We start from the raw sequence: 21,422 nt of genomic DNA on the forward strand, positions 1-21,422 counted from the left end.
TTCATGCGTTACCTCCCCCTCACGCCCGATGACCGCAGCGCGATGCTCGCGGCGGTCGGCGCTGCCTCGATCGACGATCTGTTCGTCGACGTGCCTGCCGAAGCGCGGCTCGACGGCCCGATCGCCGGCCTTCCCGGTCATGCCAGCGAACTGGCGGTCGAGCGCCATATGGCAGCGCTCGCGCGACAGAATCGCGCCGCCGGCGACGGTCCCTTCTTCCTCGGTGCGGGCGCCTATCGCCACCATGTGCCCGCGAGTGTCGACCATCTGATCCAGCGCGGCGAGTTTCTGACTGCCTACACGCCCTATCAGCCCGAAATCGCGCAGGGCACGCTGCAGATGCTGTTCGAGTTCCAGACGCAGGTCGCGCGTCTTTTCGGCACCGACGTCGCCAATGCGTCCATGTACGACGGCTCGACTGCCTGCTGGGAGGCGATCGTGATGGCGCGGCGCATCACCAAGCGCGGCAAGACGTTGCTCTCGACCGGCCTCCATCCGCATTATCGCAGCGTCGCGCGGACGATGGCGAAATATACCGGTGACCAGCTTGTCGACGGCGACCCGACGCTTGAAGCCGGTACCGACTGGGCCGCGCTCGCCGCCGCTATCGACAAGGATACAAGCTGCGTCGTCGTTCAATATCCCGATATATTGGGCCGCATCGACGACATGAGCGCGCTCGCTACGGCATGCCAGGCGGCCGGTGCGCTGCTGATCGCGGTCGTTACCGAACCCGTTGCCCTGGGTCTCATCAAGTCGCCGGGCGAGATGGGCGCCGATATCGTGGTGGGCGAGGGGCAGGCGATCGGCGTCGGGCTCCAGTTCGGCGGTCCCTATGTTGGCCTGTTTGCGTGCAAGACGAAATATGTCCGCCAGATGCCGGGGCGGCTGTGCGGAGAGACGGTCGATGCCAATGGCAAGCGCGGCTTCGTTCTGACGCTGTCGACGCGTGAGCAGCATATCCGGCGCGAGAAGGCGACGAGCAATATCTGCACGAATGCAGGGCTTTGCGCGCTGGCCTTCAGCATCCACATGACCTTACTCGGCGAAGCGGGGTTGCGGCAGCTTGCCGGCATCAACCACGGGCGCGCCAGGGTGGCAGCGGCCGAACTGGCGCAAGTACCGGGCGTGTCGGTCGTCAACAGCGGCTTCTTCAACGAATTCACGCTGCGGCTGCCCGTCGACGCGCGCGCGACGGTTCACAAGCTCGCCGAAAAGGGCGTGCTCGGCGGCGTGTCGCTCGGGCGCCTTTATCCTGACAATGACGCGCTGGCGAACGGCCTGGTCGTCGCCGTCACCGAAACCGCGACCGAAGAGGATATCGCCGCCTTTGCCGCGGCGCTGAAGGAGGTGCTGGCATGACCGCGCTCAACCCCGCCGGCTGGCGCCCCGAAATGCACGGCGCTGGTGGTGCCGCCGATACCGCGACATTTACCGGCAACCGCGCGCTGATGCTCGAGGAGCCGTTGATCTTCGAGATCGGCTCGACCGCGACCACCGGCGTCGACTTCGACGAGGCGGCGCCCGCTGCCGATCTCGGCGCGCTGATGCGCCGCGATCCCATCGGCCTGCCGGGGCTCAGCGAGTCCGAAACGGTGCGCCACTATACGCGCCTGTCGCGCCAGAATTATGCGATCGACCACGGCCTCTTCCCACTTGGCAGCTGCACGATGAAGCATAACCCGCGCCTCAACGAAAAGGTCGCGCGGATGCCGGGCTTTGCCGACGTGCATCCGCTCCAGCCGCAGGAAACGGTGCAGGGCGCGCTTGCGGTCATCAACGAACTCGCGGTGTGGCTGATCGAACTCACCGGCATGTACGGCGTCGCCATGTCGCCCAAGGCGGGCGCGCACGGCGAGCTTTGCGGGATCCTGTGCATCAAGGCGGCGCTCGAAGCGCGCGGCGAGGACCGGCGGGTGCTGCTCGTCCCCGAAAGCGCGCATGGGACCAATCCCGCAACAGCTGCCTTTGCCGGCTTCACGGTCGAGGATATTCCGGCGACCGCGGAGGGGCGCGTCGATCTCGCGGCGCTCAAGGCGCGGCTCGGCCCCGATGTGGCGGGCGTGATGATCACCAACCCCAACACCTGCGGCCTGTTCGAACGCGACATGAAAGCGATTTCGGACGCGGTGCACGCGGTGGGCGGCTATGTCTATTGCGACGGCGCCAACTTCAACGCGATCGTCGGCAAGGTTCGCCCCGGCGACCTTGGCATCGACGCGATGCACATCAATCTGCACAAGACCTTTTCGACCCCGCACGGCGGCGGTGGTCCCGGTTCGGGGCCGGTCGTGCTGTCGAAGGCGCTCGCGCCCTATGGCCCGATCCCCTATTCGGCGCGCTACGCCGACGGGTCTTTCAAGCTGGTCGAGGAAGAAAGCGCGGGCGCCGAGCACCCCGACACCTTCGGTCGCATGACCGCCTTCCACGGCCAGATGGGCATGTTCACCCGCGCGCTGGCCTATATTCTCAGCCACGGGGCCGACGGGCTGAAGCAGGTCGCCGAGGATGCGGTGCTCAACGCAAACTATATCCTGCGCAGCCTGGAGGATGTGCTCGATGCGCCCTTCGCCGCGTCGGGACCATGCATGCACGAGGCGCTGTTCAGCGATCGCGGGCTTGCCGAGGGCTTCTCGACGCTCGACATCGCCAAGGGACTGATCGACGAAGGCTATCACCCGATGACGGTCTATTTCCCGCTCGTCGTCCACGGCGCGATGCTCGTCGAACCCACCGAGACCGAATCGAAGGCGGTGCTCGACCAGTTCGTCGGTGCGCTGCGCAGCATCGCGCTTCGCGCAAAGAACGGCGATCCGGCGCTCAAGTCGGCGCCGCATTTCGCGCCGCGCGCGCGGCTCGACGAGACGCTGGCGGCGCGCAAGCCGGTGCTTCGCTGGGAGGATTGATGCGCGCCGCGGGCGAGGATGAAAGCGGTGCCGCGCCGCGCCGGGGCGGCTGCGGTCTCGCCGCCGCCTTGTCGCTCGTCGTCTTCGCCGCGATCTGGCTGGCCGCGGTAACCGGCTACGGCCTTGTCGCCGAACAATGGGAAATCGTCCGGCCCCGCCGCGCGCTCGCGCACCACTGGGTGTTCGGCTATGCGCCGCTCATCGCGCTGGGTTTCGCGCTGCTCACCGCCTTCGTCGTGATGCGGCGGCGGGCCGCGGCGCGAATGACGCTGCTGATTTTGTCGGCGGGGCTGGTTGCATTGTTCGGCGGAATCATCTTTCTCGGCGTCGGCGGACTGATCTGAAGGGGAAAAGCGATGAGCTGGGATAGCGTTTTCCTGCTGGCCAATTATTGGGCGATCGGTGGCTGGCTGCTTCTCGCCTTCGCGCCGCGCGGGCCGAAAGTGCTGGCGCTGATCCTCTATGCCGGGGTCTTCCTGCTCTGCCTCGCCTATGCCGTGATGCTCGGCGGCTTCCTCTCCGGCACGATCGATGCCGGCGGAACCGGCGGCGGCAATTTCACGACGCTGGCGGGGGTGATGAAATTATTCGACAGTCCCGGCGGCGCGACGCTCGGCTGGACGCATTATCTGGCCTTCGACCTGTTCACGGGCATGTGGATTGCCCGCGATGCCGATGCCAAGGGTTTCAGCCGGATCGTCCAGTTCCCTTTCCTGTTCCTGACGCTGATGGTCGGGCCGGTCGGGCTGCTGGCGTGGCTGATCGTGCGCGAACGTCGCGCGCGGGCGCAGGCAAAGGCGAAGTGAGGCGGTCATGAACGCCGGAACCGCCCCGTCGCCGCTGCTGCATTATCTGATCCCCGCCGGGGTCGTTCTGCTCGTGCTGTTCTTTAGGCTGCGCTCGGTCGGCAAGGCACGGCGGTTGCGGCTCGAACGCCTGTGGATATTGCCGACCTTCTACGCGCTGTTGCTGGGTTTCATTTTCTGGAACGCTCCGCCGCACGGACTGGTGTGGATATGGTGCCTTGTCGCGCTCGCGGTCGGCAGCGGCCTCGGCTGGATGCGCGGCAAGTTGATGCAGGTTGCGGTCGATCCCGACACGCATGAACTCAGCCAGACCGTGTCGCCCGCAGCGTTGCTTTTCTTCGTCGCGCTCATCTTCATCCGGGGTGTGTCGCGCAACATGGCCGAAGGCGTCGCCGGCCACGGACAGGGGGGGTTGATGGCCGTTACCGATATCCTGATGGCCTTCGCGCTCGGCTTCATCGTTTTTCAGCGGGTCGAGATCGCGCTGCGCGCCCGGCGCCTGCTCGCGGCAGCGCGTTCGTCGCGGCGATGAAGGGGCCGTGGACGCCTTCGGACGGCGGCGAGGGCGACAAGCGCCATGCCCCCGCAACCTTGCGCAATCGCGACACGATCGCCGCGGTGCTCGGCGACTGGCTCCCCGCGTCGGGCACGGTGCTTGAGGTGGCGAGCGGTTCGGGCGAGCATGCCGTCCATTTCGCCGCCGCCTTCCCGAAGCTTGACTGGCAGGCGAGCGACCCCGACCCAGCCGCGCTCGCCTCGATCGCGGCCTGGAGCGCCGAGGCAAGGCTGCCGAACATCGCCGCGCCGCTGCACCTCGACGCATCGGCGCCGGACTGGCCGCTGGGACATGCCGATGCCCTCTTGTGCATCAACATGGTGCATATCAGCCCGTGGGCGGCGACGCTGGGCTTGTTCGCGGGGGCGGCGCGATTGCTGGGATCGGGCGCCCCTCTGATCCTTTACGGCCCTTATCTCGAAGCCGATGTCGCGACCGCCGACAGCAACCTTGCCTTTGACGAGAGCCTGCGCAGCCGCAATCCCGCCTGGGGGCTGCGCGAAGTGGAGGCGGTCGTCGATGCGGCCGCGCCGCACGGATTTGGCTTAACCGAGCGCCGCACCATGCCGGCGAACAATTTGATGCTGCTGTTCCGCAAACACAGCTGAGTCCGGCGGCGCGCCCAAGCTGTCACTGCTGTCAGGTTGGGCGTTCGGCGCTTTACCTTGGCCGCCGAAGCTTTAGCGTCCTTCTCGATTGCAAATAGCAACGCGATTCGAGGAGAGAGGATCGATGGCTGCCGACGTTTCGGACCTTGTCAGTTTCGACGAATTCATCACCCACTGGGCCGCCGACCGGCCGTCGCGCATTGCGATGCGCGAAGAGGACCGATTGTTCACCTATGCCGAGCTTGAGGAGCGGACGGCGCGCGTGGCAAGCGCGCTGCGCGCCGCGGGGCTCGAGAAGGGCGATCGCATCGCGTGGATCGGCAAGAACAGCGACCTCTATTTCACGCTCTTCTTTGGCGCCGCGCGCGCCGGGATCGTCATGGCGCCGATCGGCTGGCGGCTTTCGCCCGTCGAATGGGCCTATATCATCAACGATACCCGGGCGAAGATCGTCTTCACCGGCCCCGGTTTCGACGCGGTGCCCGATCAGTTGGCGGGCAAGCTCGACCATGCGCCGCGCATCGTCGGCGATACCGAGGCACGCGCGCTGATCGACGCGACGCCGCGCGCGCCCTTCACCCCGTCCGGTCCCGACGATGCCGTGCTGCAACTTTATACCTCGGGGACCACCGGCAGTCCCAAAGGTGCCGTGCTGTCGAACCGCAATTTGTTCGCGTTGCGGAAAAACTCGGCCGACGCCGATCTGGCCTATACGAAATGGGACGATGACGAGGCGGTGCTTGTCGCGATGCCCTGCGCGCATATCGGCGGAACGGGGCTTGGGATCATGGCGCTGGCGGCAGGGCTGCCCGGCATCATCCTCGCCGAATTCAATCCCGACGGGGTTTTCGATGCGGTCGAACAGCATGGCGTGACGCGCTTCTTCATCGTTCCCGCGGCGCTTCAGATGCTGCTGCTCCACCCGCGCTGCGGCACGGTCGATTACAGCCGGCTCAAATATATCCTCTATGGCGCGGCGCCGATCCCGCTCGAACTGCTGCGCCAGTGCATCAAGATGTTCGGGGCGGAATTCATCCAGGCTTATGGGATGACCGAAACGACAGGCACCATCTGCATGCTGCCGCCCGAGGATCATGATCCCGAAGGCAACAAGCGCATGCGGTCGGCGGGCAAGCCGCTGCCCGGCGTGGAGATCAGGATCATCGGCGACGACGGGCAGGATATGCCCGTGGGCGCGGTGGGCGAGGTTGTCACGCGCTCTTCGAACAATATGCTCGGTTACTGGAACCTGCCCGAGGCGACCGCGCGCACGATGACGGGCGACGGCTGGATCCACACCGGCGACGCCGGCTATATGGACGAGGACGGTTATCTCTACATCCACGACCGGGTGAAGGATATGATCATCACCGGCGGCGAGAATGTCTATCCGGCGGAGGTCGAAAGCGCGATCTACGGCCACCCGGCGGTGCAGGAAGTCGCCGTGATCGGCATCCCCGATCTCAAATGGGGTGAAACGGTCAAGGCGGTCGTCGTGCCCAAGCCCGGGACGACGGTGGAAGAGGCCGACATCATTGCCTGGGCGCGCGAGCGCATAGCGCCATTCAAATGTCCGCGCAGCGTCGACGTGATCGAGGCGCTGCCGCGCAACGCCAGCGGCAAGATTCTTCGCAAGGATCTCTGCGCCCCTTATTGGGAAGGCTATGAGCGGATGGTGAATTGACGGCCGATCCGATCCAGAGGCAGGGGCTGGAGGCCTTCCGGCAGGAGGTTCGCGGCTGGATTGCGGCCAATCTGACCGACGATCTGCGCGACGCCGCGGCGCGCGCGACGAGCGTGTTCGTCGACAAGCCGCATGCGATGGCGTGGCAGGCGATCCTGCATCGCCATGGCTGGGCGGCGCCGCACTGGCCGCGCGAATATGGCGGGACCGGCTGGGACGAGACACAGCGGCATATCTTCGATTCCGAACTCGCCGCTGCCGGCGCGCCCAGCCTGTCGCCGATGGGATTGCGCATGGTCGCGCCGTGCATCATGCGCTTCGGCACCCCCGAGCAGAAGGCGCATTATCTGCCGCGTATCCTGTCGGGCGAGGATTTCTGGTGCCAGGGCTATTCCGAACCGCAGGCAGGATCGGATCTTGCCAGCCTGTCGCTCCGCGCCGAGCGCGATGGCGACGATTATGTGCTGACCGGGTCGAAGATCTGGACGACGCACGCCCATTTCGCGAACCGCATGTTCTGCCTGGTGCGCACCAGCCGTGACGGCCGCCCGCAACAGGGCATCACCTTCCTGTTGCTCGACATGACGCTGCCGGGGATCGAGGTGCGGCCGATCCTGACGCTGTCGGGCGACCATGATTTCAACCAGGTCTTTTTCGACAATGTCCGCGTGCCGCAATCGGGGCGGCTCGGCGAAGAGGATCGGGGGTGGGGCGTCGCCAAATATCTGCTCGAGTTCGAACGCTCGGCGGCTTACGCTGCGGGGCTGACCGCGGCGCTCGATCGCCTGCTGGCCGGCGCGGCGGCGCGCGATTTCGGCGAGGGCGGCACCTTGCTTGACGATCCGGCGATCCGGCGGCGTTTCGCACGGCTCTATACCGATGTCCACGCGATCCATGCCGCCGAGCAGCGGATGATGGCGGCAATCGCGCTCGGGCGCAGCCCCGGTCCGGCGTCATCGATGCTGAAGGTGCAGGGAACCGAGGCGCAGCAGCGGATACAGGAACTGGCGGTCGACATCGCCGGTCCCTACGCGGCGCCGCACCAGTTCGCGGCGCGCGCGCCGGGCAGCAATCTGCCCTTCGTCGGACCCGAAGATGATCTCACCGCTTCGGCGCGCTATTTCAACGGTCGCGCCGCGTCGATCTATGGCGGGTCGAACGAGATTCAGCGCAATATCATGGCCAAGCTGATGCTGGGGCTATAGCTGCGGCGCGTCGGTGCGCTGGCGTTCGCGGGCGCGAAGGAAGGCGGGGCGGGCAGTGCAGCGATGCAGCCAGTCGGTCGTCGCTTCGCCCAGCACGTCGGCCGCGCCCAGCGTTGTCGCAAGGAAGGCGGCATAGCCGATCACGATGTCGGCGGCGGTGAAACGGCCGGCGACCAGCCAGTCGCGCCCGTCGGCGAGCGCCGCCTCGATGCTCTTGGTGCGGCCGCCGAAGAAGGCCTTGTAATCGTCGACCGCCTGCGCGAGCCGGCGCTCGGCGGGTTCGACGCGCGTGTAGCGGATCATGACCGCGAGCGGGAAGGTCAGCGTGGCATCGCTGCGGTGCAGCCAGTTGCGATAGTCCCAATAATCCGCTTCGTCGCGGCGCACCTCGAGCGCGCTGTCCTCGACGATGCGTTCGCATATGGCCGCGGATTCGGTCATCACCCGTCCGCCTTCGACCCAGCCCGGCACCGTCATCAGCGGATTGACGGCGCGATATTCGGGCGCAAAGGCGCGCGGCGGAAAGGGCAGGACGCGCAGGTCGACGTCTGCGCCCACCTCTTCGACCGCCCACAGGCAGCGCAGCGAGCGGGCATCGGGGCAATGGTAGAGGATGGGCGGGGTCATGCGGTGATATCCTTCATCCGTTCGATATGCAGGCGATGCTCGCGCCAGGCGATGAACAGCCCGCTCGCGACGATCAGCGGCGCGCCGACCCAGGTCGTCTCCGCAGGCAGGGTGCCAAAGAAGAACCAGCCGCAGGCAATCGACCACAGCAGGCTCGAATAATCCATCGGCGTCACCACCGCGACAGGCGCGAGGCGCAGCGCGCCGGTCAGCGACAATTGCACCACTGCACCGAGCAGGCCGAGCCCGATCAGCAACGCCCATTCGCCGGCGCCATGCGCGGTCATCACGAACGGCAGCGCCAGACCGAGCGGGAGCATCGAGATCAGACTGAACCAGAAGACGATCGTCATCGGACTTTCGGTGCGCGCCAGATCGCGGACCTGGATCGTGATCAGCGCGGTCATCACCGCCCCGCCGAGCGCAATCAGCGTGCCGAGCCCGTGATGGCCGGTGAAGCCCTGCGCGACGAGCGTCGTCGGATTGAGGACGAGCAGGACGCCAAGGAAACCGACCAGCACGGCGCTCCACCGCTGCCACCCCGTTGGCTCGCGGAGGAACAGCGCGGCAAAGATCACCGCGAAGATCGGCACCGACAGGTTGATCGTCGTCGCCTCGGCCATGGGCAAAAAGATCATCCCGCCGAAGTTGAGCGCCATGCCGGTCAGCCCCATCATCGCTCGCCGCGCATGGGTGCCGATCCGGTGGGTGCGATAGATGGCAAGGCCGCCCCGCGTCAGCGCCCAGCCGACGAGCATCGGCAGCACGATCGCCTGCCGCCAGAACAGGCTCTCGACGATATGGATGCCCGCGGCGTCGATCCGCTTCACGAGCACGAACATCAAGGAGAGGCTGAGCATGGCGAGCAGCCGCAGCGCGATGCCGCCCAGATAATGCTGCGGAACCTCGGGGGACGGGGCGGTGCTCATGCGCCGTTTCGCATATCAGCCTGCCGATGCTTTGCAAGCTAGGGTTCCGGCCCGAGCCAAGCGGCGACAACAATGTTGGGATCGATCGTGCAATCCCCTTGCGCGCGGCCCCCCGTTACGGCTAAGGGCGCACTCCGGCCTAGGGGTATAGCTCAGCTGGTAGAGCATCGGTCTCCAAAACCGAGGGTCGCGGGTTCGAATCCTGCTGCCCCTGCCAGGCCGGACCACGGCGGCTCTCGAAGTGTGCGCCGTTCCAGCGAATATTGTAATTGATAGGGGCTTTCGTGCCGTCGCGCTCAAGGCCGCGCCGCATGTGCCAAAGCGCGGTCGAGAAGCGAGCGCTCCGCCAGCGCATCGTCCAGGCGGTCGAGGAGCGGTATCAGATCGCCGGCTTCGGCATTGAGTTCGGCCGCGCTGGCGCCGAGCGCCTGCCAGAGTCCGGCGAGTTCTCTGGTCAGCGCCTCGCCTTTCGGCGTCAGCGCTATCGGACGTCTTCGCGCATCCTTGCCGTCGGTGAGACTGTGGACGAAGCCCTTGGCCTCCAGCGAACGCCGCGCCTGGCTTATCGAGACATGGGTTAGACGTAGCGCCGACGCGATGTCGCCTACGGTCATCGGCCCGTTGCGCATGATCTGATTGAGAATCCCGAACCATCGCTGCTCGAATTCGATGCCGTATGCGGCGTATAGTTGAGCGCTCTCGCGATCGATCCGTTCGGACAGCCGGCGCAGCCTGGCGCCCAGTGCCGCGCCGCCGGCGAGTCGGCTGTAATCGGGTTGTTCGCTCATGAGAGCGCGTTCCCGAGCGTGAACAACTTGCGTGCGATGGCCTTGATCGCGGCTTTGCTGGATGCGGTCGCCGAGCCGTTGGTGAGGATTGCGATCCCGGTCGTCGTCGCGGGATCGAGGTAGACCGCCGTGAAAACGCCGGGATCGCCGCCCCAATGATTGATGCGCGGCGCGCCTTCGCCCTCGGATTCCATCCAGCCGAGCCCTTGACCGGTCAGCCAAACCGGCAGACCTGGCGGCTTTTGCATGTGGAGCATCTCGTCCATCGAGGGTTCGGCGAGCATCCGGTGAGACCCGGTGCGGCCGCGATTTGCCGACGCCGCGACGAAGGGCATGAGGCCCGAGATCGAGGCGCGGAGCATGCCCGCAGGCCAATCGGGAAATCCGACGGGCGCAACAGGGACAAGACGCTGCGCGTCGCTTTCATAGGGCGTGACGCGAAGCGCGACCGGAACATCGGCGAGGGTCCACGACAGATGATCCATGCCGAGCGGGCTGAACAGCCGGCGCTGCAGATAGGTCCTGAAATCGACGCCGGCGACGCGCGTGCCGATATAGCCGAGCAGGCCATAGCCGACGTTGCAATAGTCATAGGCCCGTCCCGGTGGCGCGCCGGAAAAGCTTCCGGTCGCAGAATAATGCGTTCCGCCGGGAACCAGGTAACTGTGCAGGAAATCGCCGAGTGCGAGCGGCGAATCGCCGCCGTGCGTCCGGAAATCGACCGCATAATAGGTCGCATCCGAGATGCCCGACATGTGCATGAGAAGGTGGCGCGCGGTAATATTTTGCTCGGGCGCTGCCGGAGAAACGACCGCGAAGTCGAGGTAGCGGTTGATCGGCGCGTCGATATCCAGCCGTCCCTCCTCCGCCAGCATCATGATCCCGGTGGCGGTAATCGTTTTCGTCACCGACGCGAGGTGAAACATCGAATCGACGGTGACAGGCCGCCGCATGGCAATGTCGGCATGGCCGCAGGTTCGCGACAGCAGCACTTTGCCCGATCGCGCAAGGCCGACGGCAAGGCCTGTCATCCCGCCGCTGCGCCTCTGGTCCGCAAGGAAGCGGTCGAGGTTCTCGGCGGCGGGGGAGCGCGCGAGCGCGGGTGGCGCGAGCGCAACGGCCGAAAGCGCTCCGGCAAGAAAGGATCGGCGGCCAACCGCCGCATGCATGGACGCCGTCGATGCGGCCGAAGGATCATCGATCATTGGCTATCAATGTAGGCACCTACATATATTGTCAAGACAGGTAATTCGCGCGTCCCTATGCACTCGCCGTCGCATTGCCGCTGCGTCAGGAGCGATCGATCCGTTCCACGATCAGGGCGGCGCCAACCCCCATCGCGCCCGTTACGACCACGAGCCCCAAACGCCCGTCGCACGCATCGAGCGCGTCGAGCAGTGCCGACGTCAGGATCGCGCCGCTGGCGCCCATTGGATGTCCCTTTGCCAGATGCCCCCCGCCGACGTTCACCCGCATCGGATCGACATCATAATCGCGCAGGAATTTGGCGATGGTGACCGCGAAGGCTTCCATGAATTCGATGCGATCCATGGCGTCGATCGTCAGTCCGGTGCGTGCCAATACCTTGTCCATCGCGGCGAAGCCGGCGGTCAGCGACGCGGCCGGATCGCCGCCGCATTCGGCAAAGGCGACGACGCGCGCGCGCGGGGCGTCGCCGAGCCCGTCGGTTCCGAGAAGCGCGAGGGCGGTGCCGTCGCAGATCGGCGGCGTGTGGGCGACGCTGTGCAGCGGCGCAAAGCGCACGCCGCCGAGCGCCCCAGCATATTGATCCTGCAGGTCGCCAAAAGCTGGCGGTGTGTCGGCGAGGGTCTCCGCGCTGGTTTGCGGGCGCAGGCATTCCTCGCGCGACAGCGCCCCGGTGTCGATGCGCGAGCGTTGCAGCGCCAGGCTGTCCTCCGCCGCCACCGCGCGCTGCTGTGACAGGAGGGCGACAGCGTCTAGGTCGGCACGCGCAATGTCTTCGGCATGGGCGAGCCGGTCGGCGCCGAGAACCGGCGGAACGAAGCGAGCATGCGGCGGCAACTCGGCGTTGGTGTAGAAGCTCGCCCGGTCGCCCAGAAAGGGCGCGCTGCTCATCGATTCGACGCCGCCGGCGAGGATCGAATTCATCTCGCCGCTCGCCACCTTCGCAATCGCCTGGCCGATGGCCGAAAGGCCCGATGCGCAGTAATTGTTGATGCTGTGTGCGATGGTTTCGTGCGGCAGACCGGCGTGGAGTTTGGCGACCAGCGCGATGTGGCCGCCCTGCGTGCCGCTCTGCGTTACGCAGCCGAGCAGCAGCGCGTCGGGCGCGGCCGCCGCATCGCCGCATCGCGCGCGCAGCGCGATGATCTGCTGGCGAACCAGTTCCTGCGGGCTGAGCTTTGCAAGGCCGCCGTCCGGCCGCGCTTTGCCGCGCGGTGTCCGCACCGCGTCGTAGATATAGACGTCGGTCAAATCAGGTGCCGACGACGAAGCTGACTGCGGTCGTGGCACTGCCGCCGACGTTGAAGGTCGCGAAATTGCGCGCGCCTTCGACCTGATAGTCGCCGGCATTGCCCGTTACCTGCCGCCAGCCGTCGAGCAGCATCCGCACGCCCGTCGCGCCGACCGGATGGCCGAGCCCGATCAGCCCGCCCGACGGATTGACCGGCAGCTTGCCGCCGAGCGCAATCGTCCCGTCCTCGACCGCGCGCCAGCTTTCGCCTGGCTTGGTGATGCCGAAATGATCGATCGCCATATATTCGGTTATCGAGAAGCAATCATGCACCTCGACCCCGTCGCAGGCATAGATATCGGGCATCTCGGCGCGGCGCAGCGCGTCCATCATCGCCTTGCGCACGCTGGGGAAGACATAGTCGCCGCCGCGACTGTCGGCGACCTTGGTCGAATAGAGCAGGGGGGCGGTGGCGTGGCCCCAGCCCTTGATGCGCGGGATGCTTTCGAGCGGGATGCCGCGGCGCTTCGCATAAGCCTCGGCAACCTCGCGCGAGGCGAGGAAGATGGCGGCAGCGCCGTCGGTCACCTGTCCGCAGTCGGATTTGCGCAGGCTTCCTTCGATCAGCGGATTGACCTCGTCATTCTCGCCGAGATGATCGTCGGTCACCGCCCAGCCGCGCGTCTGCGAGTTGGGGTTCTTCTTGGCATTGGCGAAGTTATTCGCCGAAATGGCGCGCAGATGCGCGCGATCGAGCCCGAAACGCTCGTCATATTCCTCGGCGACGCGCGCGAACATGTACGGCCACAGGTAACGCGCCTCCTGCGCCTCGCGCCCGGCCCAGGCGGCGACGCCGAGATATTCGGCGGCGCGCTGGCCGGGCACATTGCGCATCAGTTCGATGCCGAGCACGAGCGCGAGGCCATAGCGCTCGGCCTCGATCTCGGCCGCTGCGGCGAGGATCGCAATGCTGCCCGAGGCGCAGGCGGCCTCGTGGCGCGAGGCGGGGATGCCCGCAAGGTCGGGGTGGACATGGCCGAAGAAGCCGCCGAGCTGGCCTTGGCCCGCGAACAGTTCGCCGACGAAATTGCCGACGTGCGCGGTTTCGACCTCGCGGGGTTCGATACCGGTCGCGGCGAATGCGGCCTCTGCAACGTCGCGGAACAGCTCGAACAACCCGCCGCCTTCGCGTTCGAAATTGCGTGCAAAGTCGGTTTGCGCGCCGCCGAGGATGAAGACATCTTTCGCCATGTCAGGCTTCCTTTTCGAGAGTGGCGAGCGCCATTTCGCGCACTTCGCTACGCATCACCTTGTTCGTGACGTTGCGCGGCAAGGCGTCGAAGCGGAACAGCCGTTCGGGCAGTTTGAACACCGCGAGATCCTTTTCGCGGAGATAGTCGGTTACGTGGGACAGCCCCACATCCACGCCGCCGCGCGGGACATAGGCGAGCCCGATCCGCTCGCCCATCTTCGCGCAAGGCAGCGAGAAGGAGCAGGCCTCGGCCAGCAAGGGATGGCCGCCCAAGAGTTGGTCGATCTCCTCGGGCGAGATGTTCACGCCGCCGCGGATGATCAGATCCTTGCAGCGCCCGACGAAGCGGTAGAAATCGCCGCCTTCGGCAATTTCGAACAGGTCGCCGGTGCGGAACCAGCCGTCGGCTGTGAAGGCTTCGGCGGTGCGCTCGGGCACGTTGTGGTAGCCTTCGAACAAGGTCGGTCCGCGGATTTGAAGTTCGCCCGAGATGCCGTCCGCCTCGATCGGATCGCCGCCGCCGGGCGGGACGAGGCGGCTTTCGATATTGGGCGCGCGGCCCTCGCCATAGGGGCGCCGATAAGTGCCGCGGCGCGGGAACAGGCTCGCGCGCTTGTCGGGATCGGGCATGTCGCCCTCGCCGGTGATGAAGCTCATCCCCTCGTTCGACCCGAAGACGTTGACGATGACGATGCCGAGCTTTTCCTGAAAGCCGCGCACCATCGCGGGCGCTAGCGGTGCCGAACCCGAGGCGATGACGCGCAGGCTGGAGAGATCGACGCTCGCCAGCAAAGCCTCATTCTGCAGCAGCATATTGAGCACGGCGGGCGGGGCGATCGTCAGGCTCGGCCGTTCGGTCGCGATCTGCTGCAAATAGACGCCGGGATCGAAGGGATGATGCAGCACCATCGTGCCCGCGCTGGTCAGCCAGCACATGGTGATGCCGCCGATGCTCGCCATATTGATGAGCGGGAAGGGGTTGAGCAGGACATCGCCCGGCCCGACCTTCATCGCCTCGTATCCTGCCCCTGCGACCGCGATCCAGTGGTTATGGCTGCGCGGGACGCCCTTGGGCACGCCGGTGGTTCCCGAGGTCCAGCAGATGGTGAAGATGTCGTCGGCATCGACCGGGTTGGCGGCGACATGGGCTGCAAGAGCCTCGGCGTCGCCGCTGGCGGTCGACAGGTCGATCGCGCCGACGGGCGCCTTGGGGCCGAAGGTCATCAGCCGGATACCATCCAGCAGCGGCGCTGCTACGCCGACATGATCGCAACCCTTCATTTGCGTCGCGCAGACGAAGGCTTTGGGTTCGACCACGCCGATCATGCCTTTCAGCTCATGGCTGCGATATTGCACCGCCGCCGGGCTGACGATCGCGCCGATCTTCGCCGCCGCAAAATAGAGCGCGACGAACTCGCTGATGTTCGGAAGCTGGACGAGCAGTACATCATCCTTGCCGATCCCCGCCGCGACGAGCGCGCCCGCGAGCCGATTGATCTCCGCCGTCAGCTCGGCATAGGTCAACCGCTGCGGATCGCCGAAAGCGAAGCCGCCGCGATTGGGGGCATCGACCAGTGCGAGCCGGTCCGGATGGGCGGCCGCATTGGCTGCGAACAGATCGGCGAAGGTGCGATCGCCCCACCAGCCACTTTCGCGGTAGCGCCGCCTTTTATCCTCTCCCGCGACGATCATCGTCAGCCGGCCAGCACGCTGTTCGGACCCATGCCTATGTCATCGCCGCTCGCCCAGACGGTGTGTGTGCCCGAACAGATGCGCTCTGGCAGGATGATCCGGCACACCGGCCCCGCCGCGATATTCTTCGCGTCGACCAGCACGCATTCGGACGTGTCGGTTTCAAGGTCGGCGATGAAGGACACGAGATAGCCGTCGTCCTCGTCCTTGGCATCGATGCGCGGCGCGAACGGCGCTTCGCTGCCGAAGCGGCCGGGGCCGAAAAGATACTCCTCGCTCGTGCCGGCATCGAGGTCATGCTTGACGAGGCCGCGGAAGAGGAACCAGCCCGGCTCGGGGATGGCGCTATAGGCATAGCGATAGGGTTTGCCCGCATAGCGCTGGTTGAACATGCCGAATTCGAGGTCGCGCTCGTCGAGCCTTTGTTCGGTCGTCTTTCCGGTCTTGAGATTGAAGCGCCAGCGATGAAGGCGCGGCTTGAGCAAGCCCTGGTCAAGATAGGCCATCATCCGCTCCAGCCCCTCGGGAGCATCGGGATAGGATTTGGGCATCGGCTCTTCCTGATAATAGCCGTCGAGGATGATCTCGTCGCCTTCCTCCCACGCGTTGAGCCAGTGGAGCGTGTAGGTCGGTTCGGCCTCGAACCAGCGGATATCCTCAGGGGTTCCGTGCCGCGGGATGATCGCGAAGCGCGTCTTTTCGTCGGGGTGAAACTGGACGACGTGCAGGTTCTTTTCGAGCAGTTCCGCGTTCCAGTAGAGCGGCATGTCGTTGAGGATGGTGTAATTTTCGGTGAATGCCATGTCGTGCGGCAACCGCGGTCCGGCGAGCGGCACGGGAATATAATGTTTCAGCTTATTGTCCGCGCCGACGACGCCATAATGCATATAGGGCGCGTGCTTCGAATAGTTGAAGAACATCAGTTCGCCGGTCGCGAGATCGACCTTGCAATGCGCCGAAATGCCGTCGAGCGGCACCCAGCTTTCGGTGCCGAACTGTTCGAGCGTGAACGGGTCGAGCCGATAGGCCTCGCCGCACTGGTAGAAGGTCGAGATGATCTTGCCCGCGTGGATCGCGACGTCGGTCGACGATGAATCCTTGAGCCATTCCTGCGCACCCCAGCCGTGGCGGGTCGATTTGTGCGGCGGTTCCATCAGCCCGGCCCAGAGCGAGCGGCCGGCTTCCTTCTCGGCCTCGAACCCCTTGGTGCGCACGAAGCGGCTGCGATAGCTCGCGCGGCCGTACTTGAACGAGATCGCATGGATGAAGCCGTCACCGTCAAAGGGATGATAGCGGCCGATCGGTTCGTGAATCTGGTTCTCGCCAGTGCGGACGTAAACGCCGTCGATGTCGGTCGGGATCGTGCCGATCACCTCGACATCGCCATTGGCGAAGACCGCATTCCACTCATTGTAGGTCGGCCGCCACGCGCCCTTCATATAGGGATGGTCGTTCGGTTGAACGGTGGTCCGGATCGTGTCGACAAGCTGAGCGGTCATGCGATGACTCCTTCGGCGGCTGCAAAGCGCGGCCTGGCGGCGGCCGCATCATATTCTTTCACGAGACGGTCGACGATGTCCGCGACGGGTTCGGTCGCGCGCACCGCGCCGACGCCCTGACCCGCAGACCAGACATTCTTCCATGCCTTGGCGTCGTCCTGCGCATCGGAGAAATTGGGGCGCTTGTCCTCGGGCATGTTCGCTGGGTCGTAGCCCGCAGCGATCAGGCTCGATTTCAGCCAGTTGGCGGTCACGCCGGTGATGCCGTTCGACGGCACGATGTCCTCGGCGCCTGCCGCGACCACCATGTCCTTGTAAGGCTGCGCCGCCATGCTCTCGGTGCAGGCGATCAGCGACGTGCCAAGATAGGCGAAGTCGGCTCCCAATATTTCGGCGGCCCGTATCGCGTGGCCGGTCGAGATTGCGCCGCCCAGCACCAAGGGCCCGTCCCAGAACTGTCGCACTTCCTCGACAAAGGCGAAACCGGCGGTGGCGCCGGTATGGCCGCCGGCTCCCGCCGCGACGAGCACCAGTCCATCGACGCCCGCAGCCACGGCCTTGCGGGCGAAGCCCACCGAATTGACGTCGGCGAAAACGATGCCGCCATAGGCGTGGATTTGCTCGACGACGCGGGCGGGACTGCCGAGCGCAGTGATGACGAGCGGAACCTTGTGCCGCACGACGCAGGCGAGGTCGTCGGCAAGCCGGCTGTTCGACGGATGCACCACCAGATTGACCGCCCAGGCGGCGGCGTCGGGATCGTTCGAGAGTGCCGCATCGATGCGGCTCACCCAGGCTTCCAGATCGGCGGTCGTCCGCGCGTTGGGAGCGGGAAAGCTGCCGATCATTCCGGCGCGCGAGGCGGCGATGACCATATCAGGGCCCGAGACGAGGAACATCGGCGCCGCGATTGCGGGCAGGCGCAAATTGCGCGTCAAAGCTGCGGGAAGGCCGTGCTTCGGCTTCATTCCTGTCCCCCAAAACTTACTTGCATAGTGATACTAACTTGCGTAACAGAACTTATGCCCGTTCAAGAGGCATTTGCAAGCAAAACATGCCGGCCCGTCGCCGGCAGTGGGGAGAGGGAGAATCATGAAGCATTCACTTGCCATGCTGTTGGCTGCGTCGGCGCTTGCCGGTCCCGCGGCTGCGTTCGCGCAGGAGGCCCCCGCCGAAAGCCAGGGCGGCCTCGACGACATCATCGTTACTGCCCAGAAGCGCGCCGAGGGCTTGTCCGATGTGCCGATCTCGATTTCCGCGGTCAGCGGCAAGCAGGTCGAAAGCTATGGGCAGACCAACCTTGAGCAGATCAGTTCGTCGGTGCCGAATCTTAAGATCACCCAGACCGCGATCGCCAATCGCATCGCGATCCGCGGCATCGCCTCGGGCGACAACAAGGGGTTCGAACAGTCGGTCGCGATGTTCGTCGATGGCGTCTATTATGGACGCGACCAGCTTTCGCGCCTGCCGCTCGTCGATATGGAGCGGGTCGAGGTTTTGCGAGGCCCCCAACCGACGCTGTTCGGCAAGAATGCAATCGCAGGGGCGGTCAATATCACGACACGCAGCCCGACCGACGAATTCGAGGGGACGGTGAGCGGCCTCTATGAATTCAATCACAAGGAACTGCAGCTGACCGGCGTCCTGTCGGGGCCGCTGAGCGACGGCATCGAAGCGCGCGTGGTTGGCTATCATCGCTCGATGGACGGATATTTCTACAACCAGAAATTGAAGCGCAACGAGCCCAACGTCGATGAATATTATGTCCGCGGCAAGGTGGAGTTCGACAAGGGCGGGCCGCTCGCGGCCGAACTGAAGCTCGAATATGCAGACTTCGCGATGAAGGGCCAGCCACGCGACGTGTTCGGTGCGGTCGGGAATTACAATGCGGTCTTCCAGGGCCCCTTCTTCGTCAGCACCGTCCCCGACTATGTGCGCGAGGATAATGGCTATGAAAGCCGCAACAAGGTGTTCGGGGCGACGCTGAACGCCGATCTGGAAATCGGCGAGCACACGCTGACCTCGGTCACGTCGCTGCTCGACTATAAGACGCGCGAGATCGTCGATGTCGACTTTTCGGGGATCAGCTTTCTCGACGGTACGAATTTGCGCGAGGATTATCGGCAGTTTTCGCAAGAGCTCCGCCTGACCTCGCCCGGCGGCGAGGCGTTCAACTTTATCGGCGGGGTCTATTATCAGCACGCCAAGCTGGACGTTCAGGATTTCACCCTCTTCAATCCGACCTTCCTGGGGCTGGGCGCACCGTTCAACGCGCTCGGTGACACGCGCAACGACCGCGACTACAGCCAGACGTCGGACTTGATATCGGCCTTTGCGCAAGGCGAATTGTCGCTGACCGACCAGCTTCGCGTTACCGCCGGCGCGCGCTTCAACCATGAGAAGAAGAGCGGCCGCCGATCGCTCGCCATCGTGCAAGGCCCGCTCAGCACCGCGCCCGCTGCCGTCGTCGCTGCGGTGTTCCGCGCGCTCAACATCGAGGCGCACAGCATCGCCGGCAAGCTGAGCGAGGACAGCTTCAATCCGATGGTCAACGTCCAGTTCGACGCGACCGACGACCTGATGCTCTACGCGTCCTACGCGCGCGGAACCAAGGCTGGCGGCTTCGACATCCGGTCGAACTCGCTGCCGACGTCGACCACGGTCGCCAAGCCCGGCGCGTTCGAATTCCAGGACGAAAGCGCCGACAATTTCGAAGCGGGGCTGAAATACAAGGGCCGCGACGTCGCCTTCAACCTGTCCTTCTATCGCACCAAATACAAGGATCTGCAGGTCAACATCTTCGACGGGACGCTCAACTTCAACGTCCGCAATGCGGCGGCGGCGCGGACGCAGGGGATCGAAGCGGATTTTCGCGCGGCGCTCGCCGAAGGCCTGACCATCAGCGGCGCGATCGCCTATCTCGATTTCAAATTCACCAACTTCACCGACGGCCAATGCTATTATCTGCAGACGCCGGGACCGGGTGGCTTCTGCGACTATAGCGGCAAGCGTAACGCGCTGAGTCCGAAATGGTCGGGTAATCTCAATGTCGATTACTGGACGCCGGTCGGCAGCGACCTCAAGCTGTCATTCAACGTCAACGCCGACTTTTCCTCCTCCTATATCGCGGCGGCGAACCTCGACCCGCGGACCTATCAGGGCAGCTATGCGAAGCTTGGCGCCCGCATCGGCTTGGGACAGATCGACAATCGCTGGGAAGTGGCGCTGATCGGCCGCAATCTGACCGACCAGCGGATCCTTCAGACCGGCAGCGCGATGCCGCTTGCGACGACGATTACGGGCGGGGCGGGCAATGCCTATAACGGGATCGTCGATCGGCCGCGAACGATTGCGGTGCAGGTTACGGGGCGCTTTTGAACCAGCTCTCCCCCGACGGAAGCATGGGCGCGGGCACCGCCCATCTTCCGTCGGACCGGCCTTGTCGCGTGCTGTTCCGCGGAGTAGGGCGGGCCCAGCAATGGACGCATCAGCCGTGAAAGAAGATCGCACCATCCGCGCCTGTTCGATCTGGCGCGCGCTCGATGTCGTCGGCGACGTTCCGGTGCTGCTCATCATGGAGCAGGCCTTTCTCGGCACCCATGGCTTCGACGAATTCGTGGCGCGGACCGGGCTCGCGCGATCGGTCGTCAGCGGACGGCTGCGCAAGCTGGTCGACGAGGACTGCCTTGCCAAACGGCCGAAGAAGGAAGGGCGCGGTTCCTATTATGCGCTGACCGAGAAGGGGCGCGACCAGTTTCCCAACGCCTTGATGATGCTGCGCTGGCAGCATCGCTGGGAAGCCGCAAGCCGCGACTTTCGCGTTCGTCTGCGGCACAGCGCGTGCGGCGCGGAAACCGAGCCGACGCCGATATGCGCCCATTGCCGGAAGGAAATCGACCCGCGCGACGTCGACTGGCGCGAAGGGCCGGGGCTGGCCCAGGTCGTTCCGCACTATGAACGCCGGCGCTTCAACGGCGCGGTGACGGCGCGCCGCCCGGGCGGGCGCCCGCTGGTCGACACGATGATCGAATTGTTCGGCGATCGATGGGCGACGCTTGTGGTGCGCGCGATGTTCACGCGCATCAACCGCTTCGATGACATTCAGCGCGACACGTTGATGGCGACCAATATCCTGACCGGCCGCCTCGAACGGCTGATCCGGCAGGGCATATTGCGCACCATTCCCTATTCGGCGCACGCCGACCGCGTCGAATATCGGCTGACCGAAAAGGGCCGCGACCTTTATCCCGTATTGCTGGCGCTGCTCCAGTGGGGCGACCGCTGGTTTTCCGACGAACGCGGCCCGCCGCTGATCCTGACGCACAAGCCATGCGGCCACGACCTTCGGATGATCGTTGCCTGCAACCATTGCGACGGCGAAATCGGCATCCACAATCTGACGTTCGAGATCGAATGAGCGTCCGGAGCCGATA

At 65.2% G+C, this 21,422-nt stretch carries 19 protein-coding genes and 1 tRNA gene; 11 read left to right on the forward strand and 9 right to left on the reverse strand.

Annotated features, from left to right (window positions below; genetic code table 11):
• The first annotated feature begins 3 nt into the window (after window positions 1-3).
• From gcvPA to L0963_RS03910, 8 genes are all read left to right on the forward strand, one after another.
• Entirely contained in the window at window positions 4-1,362 is a 1,359-nt protein-coding gene (gcvPA, locus tag L0963_RS03875; RefSeq protein ID WP_217372598.1) for an aminomethyl-transferring glycine dehydrogenase subunit GcvPA, read from the forward strand.
• Window positions 1,359-2,906 (forward strand): aminomethyl-transferring glycine dehydrogenase subunit GcvPB, encoded by a 1,548-nt coding sequence (gene gcvPB, locus L0963_RS03880; protein WP_217372597.1) that lies wholly within the window; start codon window positions 1,359-1,361, stop codon window positions 2,904-2,906. Before gcvPA ends, gcvPB begins: the two co-directional genes overlap by 4 nt.
• Complete coding sequence (locus L0963_RS03885; protein ID WP_062900548.1) at window positions 2,906-3,250, forward strand: hypothetical protein; 345 nt, start codon at window positions 2,906-2,908, stop codon at window positions 3,248-3,250. The genes gcvPB and L0963_RS03885 overlap by 1 nt, the downstream gene beginning before the upstream one ends.
• Before the next feature lie 12 nt (window positions 3,251-3,262).
• Entirely contained in the window at window positions 3,263-3,712 is a 450-nt protein-coding gene (locus L0963_RS03890) for an ABA4-like family protein (RefSeq protein ID WP_058812652.1), read from the forward strand.
• Between the two features lie 7 nt (window positions 3,713-3,719).
• Window positions 3,720-4,244 carry a CcdC protein domain-containing protein gene (locus L0963_RS03895; protein ID WP_217372596.1) on the forward strand — a complete coding sequence of 175 codons (525 nt, stop codon included), beginning with the start codon at window positions 3,720-3,722 and terminating at the stop codon, window positions 4,242-4,244.
• Window positions 4,241-4,876, forward strand: a complete 636-nt coding sequence (locus L0963_RS03900) for a DUF938 domain-containing protein (RefSeq protein WP_186402682.1) — start codon at window positions 4,241-4,243, stop codon at window positions 4,874-4,876. The genes L0963_RS03895 and L0963_RS03900 overlap by 4 nt, the downstream gene beginning before the upstream one ends.
• 124 nt (window positions 4,877-5,000) lie before the next feature.
• Entirely contained in the window at window positions 5,001-6,560 is a 1,560-nt protein-coding gene (locus L0963_RS03905; protein WP_217372595.1) for a fatty acid--CoA ligase, read from the forward strand.
• On the forward strand, window positions 6,557-7,765 hold the full coding sequence (locus L0963_RS03910; RefSeq protein ID WP_186402684.1) for an acyl-CoA dehydrogenase family protein: 1,209 nt from the start codon (window positions 6,557-6,559) through the stop codon (window positions 7,763-7,765). The genes L0963_RS03905 and L0963_RS03910 overlap by 4 nt, the downstream gene beginning before the upstream one ends.
• On the opposite strand, the gene L0963_RS03915 is transcribed toward L0963_RS03910, so the two are convergent.
• Both L0963_RS03915 and L0963_RS03920 read right to left on the reverse strand, forming a co-directional pair.
• Entirely contained in the window at window positions 7,760-8,392 is a 633-nt protein-coding gene (locus L0963_RS03915; protein WP_186402685.1) for a glutathione S-transferase family protein, read from the reverse strand. The two genes, L0963_RS03910 and L0963_RS03915, sit on opposite strands and share 6 nt — an antisense overlap.
• Entirely contained in the window at window positions 8,389-9,321 is a 933-nt protein-coding gene (locus tag L0963_RS03920; protein WP_062900541.1) for a DMT family transporter, read from the reverse strand. Before L0963_RS03920 ends, L0963_RS03915 begins: the two co-directional genes overlap by 4 nt.
• Before the next feature lie 141 nt (window positions 9,322-9,462).
• Between L0963_RS03920 and L0963_RS03925 the strand changes: the two genes are divergently transcribed.
• Window positions 9,463-9,538, forward strand: a tRNA-Trp gene (locus tag L0963_RS03925).
• 79 nt (window positions 9,539-9,617) lie between these two features.
• Here L0963_RS03925 and L0963_RS03930 read toward each other — a convergent pair.
• The 7 genes from L0963_RS03930 to L0963_RS03960 all read right to left on the reverse strand — a co-directional run bounded on the left by L0963_RS03930 (window position 9,618) and on the right by L0963_RS03960 (window position 17,957).
• Entirely contained in the window at window positions 9,618-10,109 is a 492-nt protein-coding gene (locus L0963_RS03930) for a MarR family winged helix-turn-helix transcriptional regulator (protein ID WP_062900540.1), read from the reverse strand.
• Window positions 10,106-11,314: a serine hydrolase domain-containing protein gene (locus L0963_RS03935; protein WP_217372594.1), complete on the reverse strand. Its 1,209-nt coding sequence runs from the start codon at window positions 11,312-11,314 to the stop codon at window positions 10,106-10,108. Before L0963_RS03935 ends, L0963_RS03930 begins: the two co-directional genes overlap by 4 nt.
• Window positions 11,315-11,399: 85 nt before the next feature.
• Complete coding sequence (locus L0963_RS03940; protein WP_062900538.1) at window positions 11,400-12,566, reverse strand: acetyl-CoA C-acyltransferase; 1,167 nt, start codon at window positions 12,564-12,566, stop codon at window positions 11,400-11,402.
• Window position 12,567: 1 nt separating this feature from the next.
• The gene (locus L0963_RS03945; RefSeq protein WP_186402687.1) at window positions 12,568-13,797 is read right to left on the reverse strand and encodes an acetyl-CoA acetyltransferase; all 1,230 of its coding nucleotides are present in this window, start codon (window positions 13,795-13,797) and stop codon (window positions 12,568-12,570) included.
• A gap of 1 nt (window position 13,798) precedes the next feature.
• Complete coding sequence (locus L0963_RS03950) at window positions 13,799-15,490, reverse strand: class I adenylate-forming enzyme family protein (protein WP_234178572.1); 1,692 nt, start codon at window positions 15,488-15,490, stop codon at window positions 13,799-13,801.
• Window positions 15,491-15,492: 2 nt separating this feature from the next.
• Window positions 15,493-16,989, reverse strand: a complete 1,497-nt coding sequence (locus tag L0963_RS03955) for a carotenoid oxygenase family protein (protein ID WP_234178573.1) — start codon at window positions 16,987-16,989, stop codon at window positions 15,493-15,495.
• Window positions 16,986-17,957 (reverse strand): NAD(P)H-dependent flavin oxidoreductase, encoded by a 972-nt coding sequence (locus L0963_RS03960; protein ID WP_217372592.1) that lies wholly within the window; start codon window positions 17,955-17,957, stop codon window positions 16,986-16,988. Before L0963_RS03960 ends, L0963_RS03955 begins: the two co-directional genes overlap by 4 nt.
• Window positions 17,958-18,081: 124 nt before the next feature.
• Between L0963_RS03960 and L0963_RS03965 the strand changes: the two genes are divergently transcribed.
• Window positions 18,082-20,367 (forward strand): TonB-dependent receptor, encoded by a 2,286-nt coding sequence (locus L0963_RS03965; protein WP_234178574.1) that lies wholly within the window; start codon window positions 18,082-18,084, stop codon window positions 20,365-20,367.
• Between the two features lie 100 nt (window positions 20,368-20,467).
• Window positions 20,468-21,406 carry a winged helix-turn-helix transcriptional regulator gene (locus L0963_RS03970; RefSeq protein WP_062900532.1) on the forward strand — a complete coding sequence of 313 codons (939 nt, stop codon included), beginning with the start codon at window positions 20,468-20,470 and terminating at the stop codon, window positions 21,404-21,406.
• The last annotated feature ends 16 nt before the right edge of the window (window positions 21,407-21,422 follow it).

It is taken from the genome of Sphingopyxis sp. NFH-91 (assembly GCF_021401285.1).
GTDB classification, from domain to species: domain Bacteria; phylum Pseudomonadota; class Alphaproteobacteria; order Sphingomonadales; family Sphingomonadaceae; genus Sphingopyxis; species Sphingopyxis terrae_A.

What these genes read in the sequence shown, in the direction of transcription:
- gcvPA (WP_217372598.1), top strand. Translation starts at nt 4, where the DNA reads ATGCGTTACCTCCCCCTCACGCCCGATGACCGCAGCGCGATGCTCGCG.
- gcvPB (WP_217372597.1), top strand. Translation starts at nt 1,359, where the DNA reads ATGACCGCGCTCAACCCCGCCGGCTGGCGCCCCGAAATGCACGGCGCT.
- L0963_RS03885 (WP_062900548.1), top strand. Translation starts at nt 2,906, where the DNA reads ATGCGCGCCGCGGGCGAGGATGAAAGCGGTGCCGCGCCGCGCCGGGGC.
- L0963_RS03890 (WP_058812652.1), top strand. Translation starts at nt 3,263, where the DNA reads ATGAGCTGGGATAGCGTTTTCCTGCTGGCCAATTATTGGGCGATCGGT.
- L0963_RS03895 (WP_217372596.1), top strand. Translation starts at nt 3,720, where the DNA reads ATGAACGCCGGAACCGCCCCGTCGCCGCTGCTGCATTATCTGATCCCC.
- L0963_RS03900 (WP_186402682.1), top strand. Translation starts at nt 4,241, where the DNA reads ATGAAGGGGCCGTGGACGCCTTCGGACGGCGGCGAGGGCGACAAGCGC.
- L0963_RS03905 (WP_217372595.1), top strand. Translation starts at nt 5,001, where the DNA reads ATGGCTGCCGACGTTTCGGACCTTGTCAGTTTCGACGAATTCATCACC.
- L0963_RS03915 (WP_186402685.1), bottom strand. Translation starts at nt 8,392, where the DNA reads ATGACCCCGCCCATCCTCTACCATTGCCCCGATGCCCGCTCGCTGCGC.
- L0963_RS03920 (WP_062900541.1), bottom strand. Translation starts at nt 9,321, where the DNA reads ATGAGCACCGCCCCGTCCCCCGAGGTTCCGCAGCATTATCTGGGCGGC.
- L0963_RS03930 (WP_062900540.1), bottom strand. Translation starts at nt 10,109, where the DNA reads ATGAGCGAACAACCCGATTACAGCCGACTCGCCGGCGGCGCGGCACTG.
- L0963_RS03935 (WP_217372594.1), bottom strand. Translation starts at nt 11,314, where the DNA reads ATGATCGATGATCCTTCGGCCGCATCGACGGCGTCCATGCATGCGGCG.
- L0963_RS03945 (WP_186402687.1), bottom strand. Translation starts at nt 13,797, where the DNA reads ATGGCGAAAGATGTCTTCATCCTCGGCGGCGCGCAAACCGACTTTGCA.
- L0963_RS03950 (WP_234178572.1), bottom strand. Translation starts at nt 15,490, where the DNA reads ATGATCGTCGCGGGAGAGGATAAAAGGCGGCGCTACCGCGAAAGTGGC.
- L0963_RS03955 (WP_234178573.1), bottom strand. Translation starts at nt 16,989, where the DNA reads ATGACCGCTCAGCTTGTCGACACGATCCGGACCACCGTTCAACCGAAC.
- L0963_RS03960 (WP_217372592.1), bottom strand. Translation starts at nt 17,957, where the DNA reads ATGAAGCCGAAGCACGGCCTTCCCGCAGCTTTGACGCGCAATTTGCGC.
- L0963_RS03965 (WP_234178574.1), top strand. Translation starts at nt 18,082, where the DNA reads ATGAAGCATTCACTTGCCATGCTGTTGGCTGCGTCGGCGCTTGCCGGT.
- L0963_RS03970 (WP_062900532.1), top strand. Translation starts at nt 20,468, where the DNA reads ATGGACGCATCAGCCGTGAAAGAAGATCGCACCATCCGCGCCTGTTCG.